The sequence below is a fragment of the Agrobacterium sp. NPDC090273 genome, from assembly GCF_044772305.1.
In the GTDB taxonomy this organism is placed as follows: Bacteria; Pseudomonadota; Alphaproteobacteria; order Rhizobiales; family Rhizobiaceae; genus Agrobacterium.
On record NZ_JBIVYN010000001.1, the window covers coordinates 45,643 to 58,297 of the forward strand.

9 protein-coding genes are annotated in these 12,655 nt (G+C 59.0%); 4 read left to right on the forward strand and 5 right to left on the reverse strand.

The annotated features are described in order from the left end of the window. Positions 1–84 precede the first annotated feature (84 nt). Positions 85–858 (reverse strand): ABC transporter substrate-binding protein, encoded by a 774-nt coding sequence (locus ACIQT8_RS00300; protein WP_138793905.1) that lies wholly within the window; start codon positions 856–858, stop codon positions 85–87. 349 nt (positions 859–1,207) lie between these two features. Here ACIQT8_RS00300 and ACIQT8_RS00305 point away from each other — a divergent pair, with 349 nt between their 5' ends. After that, entirely contained in the window at positions 1,208–3,397 is a 2,190-nt protein-coding gene (locus tag ACIQT8_RS00305; protein ID WP_400962184.1) for an OmpA family protein, read from the forward strand. A gap of 72 nt (positions 3,398–3,469) precedes the next feature. Here the strand turns inward: ACIQT8_RS00305 and ACIQT8_RS00310 are convergent, their stop codons facing one another. Both ACIQT8_RS00310 and ACIQT8_RS00315 read right to left on the reverse strand, forming a co-directional pair. Beyond that, on the reverse strand, positions 3,470–4,393 hold the full coding sequence (locus ACIQT8_RS00310) for a pseudouridine-5'-phosphate glycosidase (protein ID WP_138793902.1): 924 nt from the start codon (positions 4,391–4,393) through the stop codon (positions 3,470–3,472). Between the two features lie 31 nt (positions 4,394–4,424). Beyond that, positions 4,425–5,366: a carbohydrate kinase family protein gene (locus ACIQT8_RS00315; RefSeq protein ID WP_400962188.1), complete on the reverse strand. Its 942-nt coding sequence runs from the start codon at positions 5,364–5,366 to the stop codon at positions 4,425–4,427. 246 nt (positions 5,367–5,612) lie between these two features. Here ACIQT8_RS00315 and recA point away from each other — a divergent pair, with 246 nt between their 5' ends. Both recA and alaS read left to right on the forward strand, forming a co-directional pair. Continuing rightward, positions 5,613–6,704 carry a recombinase RecA gene (gene recA / locus ACIQT8_RS00320; RefSeq protein WP_138793900.1) on the forward strand — a complete coding sequence of 364 codons (1,092 nt, stop codon included), beginning with the start codon at positions 5,613–5,615 and terminating at the stop codon, positions 6,702–6,704. Between the two features lie 221 nt (positions 6,705–6,925). Continuing rightward, a complete protein-coding gene (alaS, locus tag ACIQT8_RS00325) occupies positions 6,926–9,589 on the forward strand; it encodes an alanine--tRNA ligase (protein ID WP_400962192.1) in 2,664 nt (887 codons plus the stop codon). Between the two features lie 54 nt (positions 9,590–9,643). Here alaS and ACIQT8_RS00330 read toward each other — a convergent pair whose 3' ends face one another. Next, positions 9,644–10,270, reverse strand: coding sequence for a glutathione S-transferase family protein (locus ACIQT8_RS00330; protein WP_400962195.1), 627 nt, complete (start codon positions 10,268–10,270; stop codon positions 9,644–9,646). Between the two features lie 389 nt (positions 10,271–10,659). Next, positions 10,660–11,874: an NADP-dependent isocitrate dehydrogenase gene (locus tag ACIQT8_RS00335; RefSeq protein WP_138793897.1), complete on the reverse strand. Its 1,215-nt coding sequence runs from the start codon at positions 11,872–11,874 to the stop codon at positions 10,660–10,662. 214 nt (positions 11,875–12,088) lie between these two features. On the opposite strand from ACIQT8_RS00335, the gene ACIQT8_RS00340 reads away from it, so the two are divergent. Next, entirely contained in the window at positions 12,089–12,619 is a 531-nt protein-coding gene (locus ACIQT8_RS00340; protein WP_178340843.1) for a hypothetical protein, read from the forward strand. Positions 12,620–12,655: the final 36 nt, after the last annotated feature.

Consider the following 12,655-nt stretch of genomic DNA (forward strand, 5'->3'; position numbering starts at 1 on the left):
CGTGATTGTTATCGTCACGTTTTCAAACAAAAATGGCGGAAGGGCAAGCCTTCCGCCATCAGATTTCAACAGATCGCGTAAGGCTTATTCGCCGTAAACGTCGAAATCGAAGTATTTCTTGTTGATTTCCTGGTATTTGCCGTTGGCGCGGATCGCGGCAATAGCAGCCGTGAACTTGTCGGCAAGAGCGGTTTCACCCTTGCGGACAGCAATGCCGGCACCGTTGCCGTTGATTTCAGGGTCAACCTTCAGCGGCGTCATGATCTTGCAGCATGCACCGGCATCCGACTTCAGCCACTCGGACAGAACGACGATATCGTCGATGACGGCATCGATACGGCCGTTCGAGATGTCGAGCTTATACTCGTCGGCGGTCGGGTACATTTTCAGGTCGGAATCCGGAAAATGCTTTTCGGCATAGTTCGAGTGGGTGGTGGAGCCCTGCGCGCCGAGCGACTTGCCCTTCAGGTCTTCGACAGACTTGATCGGCGAATCCTTCGGGACGGCGATTGCCGGTGGGGTGTTGTAATATTTCTTCGAGAAGTCGACCTTCTGGAGACGCTCAGGCGTGATCGACATGGACGCGATGATGGCGTCGAACTTCTTGGCCTGCAAGGCGGGAATGATACCGTCCCAGTCGTTGGTCACGAAGGTGCATTCGGTCTTCATTTCTTCGCACAGCGCCTTGGCGATGTCGATGTCGAAGCCGGTCAGGGTGCCGTCGGCTTCAAGATTGTTGAAGGGCGGGTATGCACCTTCGGTGCCGATGACGAGCTTGTCCTGCGCCATGGCAGCGCCGGAAAACAGCGAAATGGCGGCGATCGATACGGCTGCGAGCAGACGGGTGGAAATAGGCATTTAGATCCTCTCTTTTGGTCGTTCATCTGCGGGCTGTTTTTTATCTTCAGTTGCAGACGCCTTGTGCGCGTGAGGTCGGCGGAACGGAATATCGCGTCTTCGACCTCAAATGCGCCGGCAATTATTCTTCCTGTTGGTCAAAAAATGCAACCGCAATAATTCTGCCTCCATTTCTGCCGCAGTGCTTCCACGAAAAGGCCTTGTTCTGTTCATTTCCAGTACAGAAGGCTTTGCTCATCATGGGAACCGAAGTGCGTGCATGGCGTTGTCCAGCGCCTGCACGGCAAAGAAATACAAAGCGTCTCGGTAGCGTTGACGCTGAAAAATGAAGGCAGATGAGGAAGCACCGATGCTGAACAAGAACAAACTGCTGACAGGGGTGGTCTTTCCCCTGATGTCGCTGGTGGTCGCTGTGGAACCGGCATTGGCCGGTTTTTCCGGGTCTCCGGCAGGCATCCGTTCAACCGTAGCGGCGGATACCCGCCCATTGATCCTGGCGCAGGCTGAGGCACAGGCGCCTGCCGAGGAACCCAATCCCGAAGAAATTCCGCGCAAGAAGCGCCAGCAGGCCGAAGAAGCTCAGCCGCAGGAGCAGCAGCAACGCCAGGCGGAACCCGCGCCCGAGCCGCAGCGCCAGCCGGAACCGCAGGCAGAGCAGCGTCCAAGACAGCGTGAGGCGCAGCCGGAAGCACCAGCCCCAGAGCAGCAGGCGGCCCCGGAGCAGCAGGAACGTCCGCGTCGTCCCGAGCGCGCGCAGCAGCCGGAAGGTGAGGGCGAGCAGCGCCCGGACCGCCCGCGCCGTGAACCGGCGCAGGAGGCAGCCCCTGCCGAGCAGCAACAGGAGCGCCCACGCCGTCCTGAACGTGCCCAGCAGCCGGAAGGCGAGGGTGAGCAGCAGCGGCCGCGCAGACAGGAGCGCGCGCAGGAACCCCAGGCCGAACAGCCGGCTGCACAGGCGCCCGAAAACGCTGAGCCACGACAGAAGCCGGATCGCCGCAAGCAGCCGGTAGAGGAACAGGCGCCTGAGCAGAAGGCGCAGCCAGCCGAAAAGCCGGCCGCTCCAGAACCCGCCGCCAAGGATGCACCGGTTCCGACCGAGGCTCCGACGCCGGCACGTCCGCGTCCGCCAGAAGCACAGCCAAACCCTGCACCTGGCCAGCAGCCGTCAGAGCAGCAGCCAACGGAAGGTCAGGGCAATGCTCGCCCGGCCCCTCTGCCGGATGCACCGAACCCGCCGCCGCAGGATGGTTCAACCACAGGACAGGCCCCGGCTGGTGAAGCCGTTCCCGATCAGGTCGCGACCCCTCAGACCGAGGCGCCGCCGATGAGCAAGGAACAGCTCGACAAGGCCAAGGCGATTGCTCAGGACCCATCCAAGACTGCGGATACGGTTATTCTGCCAGTTGACAAGGGTGCTGCCGTTCTCGACAGCGACAAGGAGGTCGAGCGCTCCGGCAACCGTCAGGCCCGCGAAGAGCGTCGCCGCGAACGCGAGCAGGGCGGGGATTACAAGGTTCCGACATCGGATGCCGAAGCCCAGCGCGCCGCAAGACCGGATGGCAACCCGCCGCCACCGCCTGTGAAGATGGAAGCGATCACCTCGCAGCAGGGCGAGCGCATCGATCAGCGCCCGCAATATGAGCGGCCGGATGGCGTGCGCGAATGGCAGCCACGCGAAGGCGGTCGTCGCGACAGAGATCGCGATGCGCCGATCATCCTGCAATTCGGTGATCGCGTCGTGGTTCGTGGTGACGATAACCAGCGCTTCATCCGCGATGGTGGTGAACCCTACTACGAGCGCCTGCCTGCGGGCCGTGTCCGCGAAACCGTCGAACGCCGGGATGGCACGCAGGTCGTGACGATCCGCAACCGTTATGGCGATGTCATCCAGCGTTCGCGCATCGATGATCGCGGCCGGGAATATGTGCTGTTCTATGCGCCTGAGCTGATGGATGATCCGGATCAGGATTACGTCTATCGCGATCCGGGCCTTGACCTGCCGCCGATGCGTCTGCGCATTCCTGTTCGCGATTACATCATCGATACCTCCAGCGATCCGGATCGCGATTACTACCGCTTCCTGGAGCAGCCGCCGGTCGAGCCGGTCGAACGCGTCTATTCGCTCGACGAGGTGCGATATTCGGCCCGTATTCGTGACAAGGTGCGTCGTATCGACCTCGATACCATCACCTTTGCCACGGGCAGTGCGGAAATTCCGATGGCGCAGGCGCGCTCGCTGCGCAAGGTGGCCGATGCGATCAACAAGGCACTGGACAAGAACCCGGCGGAAACCTTCCTGATCGAAGGACATACGGATGCGGTTGGTTCGGATGAAAGCAACCTCGTGCTTTCTGATGAACGTGCGGCCTCCGTCGCCAATGTCCTGACGGATGTCTACGGCATTCCGCCGGAAAACCTCGCGACCCAGGGTTACGGCGAGCGTTACCTGAAGGTCCAGACATTGACTGCGGAACAGCAGAACCGTCGTGTCACCATCCGTCGCGTTACGCCGCTTGTGCGCCCGGTTGCGCAGAACTAAGCGGTCGCCAACAACGAAAAAGGCCCGGAACCACAAGGTTCCGGGCCTTTTGCTTGAATACGCCTTATCGCCTCAGTCGAGCGCGACAGCGATCTCTGCTGCGAGGCGAGCATTGTTCTTCACAAGCGCAATGTTGGTCACCAGGCTGCGGCCTTCCGTGATCTTGAAGATATCGCCCAGCAGGAATGGCGTGACCTCCTTGCCGGTGATTTCTTCGCGCTCGGCGTTGGAAATGGCGCGGTTGATGTAGATGGCCATCTCTTCGCTGGGGATTTCGTCCTCTTCCGGAACAGGGTTTGCGACCAGCATGCCACCGTCGATGCCGAGCTGTTCGCGGGTTGCTTGGAAATTGGCAATTGCAGCCGGGCTATTGAGCGACAACGGGCTTTTGAGACCGGAGGAGCGCGACCAGAATGCCGGGAACTCTTCCGAGCCGAAGGTCACGACCGGAACGCCCTGCGTTTCCAGAACTTCGAGGGTCTTGGGAACATCGAGGATAGCCTTGGCGCCGGCGCAGACAACGATCACGCCGGTCTTGGCAAGTTCGGTCAGGTCGGCGGATACGTCGAAGCTTTCTTCCGCACCCTTGTGTACGCCGCCGATGCCACCGGTTGCGAAGACCTTGATGCCGGCGCGTGCGGCTGCAATCATGGTTGCCGCCACGGTGGTGGCGCCGGTGCGGCGCTCGGCAATCGCGAAGGCGATATCGGCGCGCGAAACCTTCATCGCATCGGTGGTCTTGGCGAGCGCTTCGAGCTGATCCTTCTCAAGGCCGATATGCAGTACGCCATGAATGACGGCGATGGTTGCTGGCACAGCACCCTGGTCACGGATGATCTGTTCGACGCTTTCGGCCATCTCGATATTGCCCGGATAGGGCATGCCGTGGGTGATGATGGTGGATTCGAGAGCCACGATCGGCGCACCGCGCTGCTTGGCGGCCGCGACTTCCTGTGAATAGACGATGGGGAGGCGTGGGGAAATTGGACGGGTCATCTTATCTGTTCCAGATTTTTTAAAAGCGGGTTCATGCCAGTGTTTCGGCCTCGGGCACAAGTCCCGACATGAGCTCGACACCGTTTTTCGATAGATCGGGGGAAGTTGCGAAGGGCGACTGGACGGTGAGGGCTGCTGCCGCCGCACCCAGTCGCAGCGCCTGCGTGATGGTTGCGCCCTCGGCAATGGCGGAAAGATAACCGGAGGCCATGGCATCGCCAGCACCGGTCACATCCTTCACATCGTCGATGCGGGGCGGAACGAGTGTCGCTGCCTGGTTTCGGTCAAAAGCGATCGCCTGTTTGGAGCCAGACGTGACCACGCCACCGCGCAGGCCGGTTTTTCTGAAGATATCGGGCCACTGCCGGATATCGTCGGGGTTCTCTCCGGTCAGCGCACGCGCCTCGGCTTCATTCATGAAAAGAATGTCGATGTCAGCAAAGGCCGGTTTGAGTTTGACCGCCTTGGCGGGCGAGATCGCGATCGCCGCAAGCATCTTGCCGCAGACGCGGGCTGCCAGGCCGATTGCCGTCAGCGTGTCTTCCGGCAGGTTGGCGTCGCATAGGATAATGTCGGTCGAGCGGATCGCTTCGCGCACAGACCGTACGCGCAGGCGTCGCGGCGTGAAAAGCTTGTAGAGGTCCATGTCTGCGAGCGCGATGACCAGATTGCCGTCGCGTTCCAGAATGGCCGTATAACTCGGTGTGCGGCGATCGAGGAAAACGAAAGGGGTGTCTTCGACACCGGCCTGTCGCGCCGCTGCCGCAACGGCCTCGCCAGTGACGTCTCCACCGCGCGGGCTGATGATGCGAACCTCAAAGCCGAGACGGGACAGGTTGCGGGCCGCATTGAAGCCGCCGCCGCCTGCTTCTTCCATCCAGTGTCCTGGATTGCTGGCACCGGGCGTGGTTTCCGCCTCGATCATGCCGCGCCTGTCGATATGCGCTCCTCCCAGAACGAGTATCTTTTTCAACGCTTCTTCCCTTCTCTGGAGACCCGAAATCTTTCTCCGATTCGGCTGAAAAAATCGGTTCCCGGACTGTTTTTCCTGAAAGGCGACCCGAGCGGCGCCTGGAAAAACAAAAATAGAACAAATGACTTATCGCTATTTGTTTTCAATGTTCTGGCGTCGCCTTGCGGAATGAGAACAAATAGAGTACATACCGTTTCCATACTGCTTCATTGCCTGCGTGGCTTCAATAACCTAAAGGTGTTTCAGATGGCACAAAATTCTTTGCGTCTCGTAGAGGATAAATCGGTGGATAAAAGCAAGGCACTGGAAGCGGCGCTCTCCCAGATCGAACGTTCGTTCGGCAAGGGATCGATCATGAAGCTCGGTTCCAATGAAAACGTAGTCGAAGTCGAAACCGTATCGACGGGTTCGCTCAGTCTGGATATCGCGCTCGGAATCGGCGGTTTGCCGAAGGGGCGTATCATTGAAATTTACGGACCGGAAAGCTCGGGTAAAACGACGCTGGCGCTGCAGACCATTGCAGAAGCCCAGAAGAAGGGCGGCATCTGCGCCTTCGTGGACGCCGAGCATGCGCTCGATCCGGTCTATGCCCGCAAGCTTGGCGTTGATCTGCAGAACCTGCTGATCTCGCAGCCGGACACGGGTGAACAGGCGCTCGAAATCACCGACACGCTGGTTCGTTCCGGCGCCGTTGACGTTCTCGTCGTCGACTCCGTTGCGGCACTAACGCCACGTGCGGAAATCGAAGGTGAGATGGGCGACAGCCTTCCAGGTCTTCAGGCACGTTTGATGAGCCAGGCGCTGCGCAAGCTGACGGCGTCGATCTCTCGTTCGAAGTGCATGGTGATCTTCATCAACCAGATCCGTATGAAGATTGGTGTGATGTTCGGTTCGCCTGAAACCACGACGGGCGGTAACGCGCTGAAGTTCTACGCCTCGGTGCGCCTCGATATTCGCCGTATCGGTGCCGTCAAGGAACGCGAAGAGGTTGTCGGCAACCAGACCCGCGTCAAGGTCGTCAAGAACAAGATGGCTCCGCCCTTCAAGCAGGTCGAATTCGACATCATGTATGGCGAAGGTGTTTCCAAGACCGGTGAGCTTGTCGATCTCGGCGTGAAGGCCGGCATCGTCGAGAAGTCCGGTGCGTGGTTCTCCTACAACAGTCAGCGTCTCGGGCAGGGTCGTGAAAACGCCAAGACCTTCCTGCGCGATAATCCGGCGGTTGCCAATGAGATCGAGCTGGCGCTGCGCCAGAACGCTGGCCTGATCGCCGATCGCTTCCTGCAGAACGGTGGACCTGATGCAGGTGAAGGTGACGATGGTGACGGTGAAGGCTGATCTGCTTCGAGATTGGCCTGAATTGTAGTCTCTCTACTTCCGTTTCTGAGATTTGGACCGCGCGAACTTGTTTCGCGCGGTCGTTTTTGTTTTGCCAGGGCCTCATGCTACGCTCAACGGCTGGACAGGGCGGAAAGCGGGCGATAAAAGCCAGTGATTTTATAATATGGCCGTCCCCATGGGATGGCGATGATGGACTCCAGCTATAGCGGTGTGTGGGCATGAGCGGTGTGAATGAAATTCGGTCGACGTTTCTCGACTACTTCAAGAAGAACGGGCACGAAATCGTGTCTTCCAGTCCGCTGGTTCCGCGTAACGACCCGACGCTGATGTTCACCAATGCGGGCATGGTGCAGTTCAAGAACGTTTTCACCGGTCTTGAGAGCCGCCCTTATTCCACGGCAGCGTCGGCGCAGAAGTGCGTTCGCGCCGGTGGCAAGCACAACGATCTCGACAATGTCGGTTACACGGCACGTCACCACACTTTCTTTGAAATGCTCGGCAACTTCTCCTTCGGCGATTATTTCAAGGAAGAAGCAATCAGCCACGCCTGGAACCTCATCACCGGCGAATTCGGCATCGACAAGAACCGCCTTCTCGTGACGGTCTATCACACCGACGACGAGGCTTTTAATCTCTGGAAGAAGATCGCCGGTTTCTCCGACGACCGTATCATTCGTATTCCGACCAGCGATAACTTCTGGGCGATGGGCGATACCGGTCCTTGCGGTCCCTGTTCTGAAATCTTCTATGACCACGGTGATCACATCTGGGGTGGCCCTCCCGGTTCGCCGGATGAAGATGGCGATCGTTTCATCGAGATCTGGAACCTCGTCTTCATGCAGTACGAGCAGATTACGAAGGAAGAGCGCATCGATCTGCCGCGTCCGTCGATCGACACCGGCATGGGTCTGGAACGTATTTCCGCGCTGCTTCAGGGTAAGCACGACAACTACGACACCGACCTGTTCCGCGCTCTGATCTCGGCGTCGGTCGAGGCAACCGGTGTTCCGGCGGAAGGCGAAAAGCGCGCCAGCCACCGTGTTATCGCCGACCACCTGCGTTCGTCCGCCTTCCTGATTGCCGATGGCGTTCTGCCGTCGAATGAAGGTCGTGGTTATGTTCTGCGCCGTATCATGCGCCGCGCCATGCGCCACGCCGAACTCCTCGGCGCGAAGGAGCCGCTGATCTGGAGGCTCCTGCCGGCACTCGTTCAGCAGATGGGCCGCGCCTATCCGGAACTCGTGCGTGCAGAAGCGCTGATCTCCGAAACCCTGAAACTCGAAGAAACCCGTTTCCGCAAGACGCTGGAGCGTGGTCTGTCGCTGTTGTCTGACGCAACTGTGGATCTGTCCAAGGGCGGCATGCTCGATGGCGAAACCGCCTTCAAGCTTTACGACACCTACGGCTTCCCGCTCGATCTGACGCAGGATGCTTTGCGCGCTCGCGGTATTGGCGTCGACATTTCGGGCTTTACTGACGCGATGGAACGCCAGAAGGCGGAAGCCCGTTCGCATTGGGCCGGCTCCGGCGACAAGGCGACCGAAACCGTCTGGTTCGAGCTCAAGGAAAAGCTGGGCGCCACCGAATTCCTCGGCTACGACACGGAAACGGCTGAAGGCGTCGTGCAGGCAATCGTCAAGGACGGCAAGTCGGTTGACGCCGCCGCTGATGGCGAAGCCGTGCAGGTCGTTGTCAGCCAGACGCCGTTCTACGGTGAATCCGGTGGCCAGATGGGCGATACCGGTGTCATCACCGGCGAAAACGGTGCCTTCACCGTATCCGACACGCAGAAGAAGGGCGAAGGCCTGTTCGTGCACGTCGGTACCGTTTCGAAGGGCGGTCTGAAGGTCGGTGAAGCGGTTCAGTTGACGGTCGATCACGACCGTCGTTCGCGCCTGCGTGCCAACCACTCGGCAACCCACCTTCTGCATGAGGCACTGCGCGAGGTTCTCGGTACCCACGTTGCCCAGAAGGGCTCTCTGGTTGCGCCCGAGCGCCTGCGTTTTGACGTCTCGCATCCGAAGCCGATGTCGGCTGAAGAGCTGAAGATCGTCGAGGAAATGGCAAACGAGATCATCCTGCAGAACTCGCCTGTCGTGACCCGCCTGATGAGCGTCGACGATGCGATTGCCGAGGGCGCCATGGCGCTGTTCGGCGAAAAGTATGGCGATGAAGTTCGTGTCGTTTCCATGGGAACGGGCATTCATGGCGCCAAGGCCAACCGTCCATACTCGGTCGAGCTTTGCGGCGGTACGCATGTTTCGGCGACCGGCCAGATCGGTCTGGTCCGCGTTCTCGGTGAAAGCGCGGTTGGTGCCGGCGTTCGCCGTATCGAAGCAGTGACAGGGCAGGGCGCACTTGCCTACCTCGCGGAACAGGATGAGCGCGTGAAGGCGCTGGCATCCTCACTCAAGGTTCAGCCTGCCGATGTTCTTTCGCGTGTCGAAGGTCTTCTGGACGAGCGCAAGAAGCTTGAGCGCGAATTGGCGGAAGCACGCCGCAAACTTGCGATGGGTGGCGGTTCCGCAGAAGGTTCGGCCGGCGACGTCAAGGAAATCGGCGGAGTGAAGTTCCTCGCCAAGTCGCTTTCCGGCATCGACGCCAAGGATCTCAAGGGCCTCGCCGACGAAGCCAAGGGCGGTCTTGGTTCTGGCGTCGTTCTCCTGATTGCAGTCTCTGACGATGGCAAGGCGAGCGCCGTTGCCGCTGTTACTGAAGACCTGACGTCGCGCTTCAGCGCCGTTGATCTGGTGCGGACTGCTTCCGCAGCGCTCGGTGGCAAGGGTGGCGGCGGCCGCGCTGACATGGCGCAGGCTGGCGGCCCTGACGGTGCGAAAGCCAGTGAGGCAATCGACGCTGTTGCAGCTGCTCTGGCTGCCTGATAACGGCATTTCATATCAATGAAAAAGGCGGGCATTGCCCGCCTTTTTTGTTTTTCAACCTGCTGCCTGCATTTCCTTGGCAGCTTCGTCGTCCAGCTGATGGGCGCGCTTGTAGGCCGCGCGTTCGCCGAGGTGGCTGACATACTCGACAAAGTGCGGACGTTTTTCGATGGAGCCGAACTGCATGCCCCAGGCAATGTGGGAGCCGACATAGACGTCTGCAGCGGAAAAATGATCGCCCGCCACATAACGGTTTTCGCTGACGGCGCGTTCGAGCGTGTTCATCACGTCATCATAGCTGCCACAGCCCACCATCCGCACTTTTTCTTTCGGCACCTCGTAACCCAGTGCCTTCATGCTGACAGCCATTTCGAGCGGACCGGCTGCGAAGAACATCCAGCGATAATAGAGGCCACGTGACTTTGGCGTGGGTGCGAGATTGGCGCCGGGGAACGCGTCTGCCAGATAGGCACAGATCGCGGCGGCTTCAGTAACGATCGTGTCGCCGTGTTTGATCGCCGGAACCTTGGTCATCGGATTGATCAAACGATAGGCGGGCGACTTCATCGATGTTTCGAAGCCCAGAACTTCCGTCTTGTAAGGGACCCCCACTTCTTCCAGCATCCAGCGGGCGATGCGGCCGCGCGACATGGGGTTCGTATAAAATATCAGTTCGCTCATGGCTCCTCCTCCTGAAGCGCACTTCAGAGCGCCATTGGCCCGGATGGAGGCATGGACGCTCCAACTCGTTCAGCCACGCAGCATACATGTCGGCAACCGGGATATATCTCCGGGGTCCGATAGAGGTGTGTGGCATTGTTGACCGGGCCAGTCGGGTGAAGTTCGAAATTCAGGTGGTTATTGTTGTTGTCGTGTTCAGCTTCGCATACGGCCGCAGTCGGTTGCGGAGTGTGCGCCTAGTGTCACGTCTAATCAAGATATGGTGATTCAAAAAGAAACCCGACGTTGTAACAAGCGCCTGGTCGTGAATTATTGAAGCCGCAGCCCAGACCGAAAGCATAAAAAAACCCGACCATATGGCCGGGTTTTCTGTGTCATGATCGGGAAAATCAGGCAGCCATGGCCTTCTGAAGGTTTTCGTCGATCTTGTCGAGGAATGCGGTTGTGGAAAGCCAAGGCTGATCCGGACCGATAAGGAGCGCGAGGTCCTTGGTCATGAAGCCGCTTTCAACGGTTGCAACGCAGACTTCTTCCAGCGTGCTTGCGAACTTCGCCAGGTCGGCGTTGTCGTCCAGCTTGGCGCGGTGAGCGAGGCCACGTGTCCATGCGAAGATCGAAGCGATCGAGTTCGTGGAGGTTTCCTGACCCTTCTGGTGCTGGCGGTAGTGGCGCGTAACCGTACCGTGAGCAGCTTCGGCTTCAACCGTGCGGCCATCGGGCGACAGAAGAACGGAGGTCATCAGGCCGAGCGAACCGAAGCCCTGCGCAACCGTGTCGGACTGCACGTCGCCGTCGTAGTTCTTGCAGGCCCAGATGTAGCCGCCGGACCACTTCAGAGCGGAAGCAACCATGTCGTCGATCAGGCGGTGTTCGTAGGTGATGCCGACTTCGTCGAACTTCGCCTTGAACTCTGTCTGGTAGACTTCTTCGAAGATATCCTTGAAGCGGCCGTCGTAAGCCTTGAGGATGGTGTTCTTCGTGGAAAGGTATACCGGCCACTTGCGCATCAGGCCGTAATTCATGGATGCGCGTGCGAATTCGCGGATGGATTCGTCGAGGTTGTACATTGCCAGTGCAACGCCAGCGCTCGGAGCGTCGAAGACGTCCTTTTCGATAACCTGACCATCTTCACCGACAAACTTGATCGTCAGCTTGCCCTTGCCGGGGAACTTGAAATCGGTTGCCTTGTACTGGTCGCCGAAAGCGTGACGGCCAACAACGATCGGCTTCGTCCAGCCCGGAACCAGGCGCGGAACGTTCTTGCAGATGATCGGCTCGCGGAAGATGACGCCGCCGAGAATGTTGCGGATTGTGCCGTTCGGGCTCTTCCACATCTGCTTCAGGCCGAATTCTTCAACGCGGGCTTCATCCGGCGTGATTGTTGCGCACTTGATGCCTACGCCGTGCTTCTTGATGGCGTTGGCAGCATCGACGGTAACCTGGTCGTTGGTGGCATCGCGGTTTTCGACCGACAGGTCGTAGTATTCGATATCGAGATCGAGGTACGGCAGGATCAGCTTGTCCTTGATGAGCTGCCAGATGATACGGGTCATTTCGTCGCCGTCGAGATCGACGACCGGATTGGCTACCTTGATCTTTGCCATGAATTCCTCACCTTCGAAGCTGCGGCGCAAAAACGCCGTTATGTGGAAAAAATATCCGGTGCGGCTATAGCATCGCATGCGCGTGAGGCAAAGCCATGAGTGGCGCTTTTTTGGCTGGGCGCCATTGCTGCTTTGAACATTGCCAAACCATATTGCCGCAATACAGTCAGGCGAATCGCTTCGCCCGTCTAAGGGTCAATTCCAGGATTACATCATGCGGACCATTCTGCTCGCCACCGCCGCCATCCTCTTCTCCACCAGCGCTTTTGCTGCCGGTCCCACCGATCCGGTCCAGAAGATCATGGACATCACCGTCAAGAACTGGTCCGGCGAAGCCGAGGACTGGAAATACATCTTCGACGAGGACATGCTGACCGGACTGTTCAGCAAGGAATTCGTCGCACAATATCGCGAGGCCGCGAAAAAGCCGGCCTATGAGGCTGAAAGCGGCACGACGGGCGACCCCTTCGGTTACGATGTCGTCACCAACTCGCAGGACGGTTGCCCGTTGCAGGATGTCATCGTGGATGCTGCGCCTGCGAAGGATGGCGTCACGAACGTCACCGCAAAGTTCAAGCTGTGGGCATGCATGGACGAGGCCGAGATGAAGGCGACAGTCGATGAAGTGAATTTCGACGTCATCGAAGAGGATGGTCGTCCGGTGATCAACGACATTCATCGTGTTGGCGATGAGGGCACGGACTCGCTGCGCGAAGAGATGGCAACCATTATCAAGGGCGAATAACGAGGGCTCGTAGCCTTCCTGCTTTGATTTCCGCGC

Bases quoted from the DNA above. Each gene is read 5' to 3' on its own strand.
- ACIQT8_RS00335 (WP_138793897.1), bottom strand. From the start codon at position 11,874: ATGGCAAAGATCAAGGTAGCCAATCCGGTCGTCGATCTCGACGGCGAC.
- alaS (WP_400962192.1), top strand. From the start codon at position 6,926: ATGAGCGGTGTGAATGAAATTCGGTCGACGTTTCTCGACTACTTCAAG.
- ACIQT8_RS00340 (WP_178340843.1), top strand. From the start codon at position 12,089: ATGCGGACCATTCTGCTCGCCACCGCCGCCATCCTCTTCTCCACCAGC.
- ACIQT8_RS00310 (WP_138793902.1), bottom strand. From the start codon at position 4,393: ATGACCCGTCCAATTTCCCCACGCCTCCCCATCGTCTATTCACAGGAA.
- ACIQT8_RS00305 (WP_400962184.1), top strand. From the start codon at position 1,208: ATGCTGAACAAGAACAAACTGCTGACAGGGGTGGTCTTTCCCCTGATG.
- ACIQT8_RS00300 (WP_138793905.1), bottom strand. From the start codon at position 858: ATGCCTATTTCCACCCGTCTGCTCGCAGCCGTATCGATCGCCGCCATT.
- recA (WP_138793900.1), top strand. From the start codon at position 5,613: ATGGCACAAAATTCTTTGCGTCTCGTAGAGGATAAATCGGTGGATAAA.
- ACIQT8_RS00330 (WP_400962195.1), bottom strand. From the start codon at position 10,270: ATGAGCGAACTGATATTTTATACGAACCCCATGTCGCGCGGCCGCATC.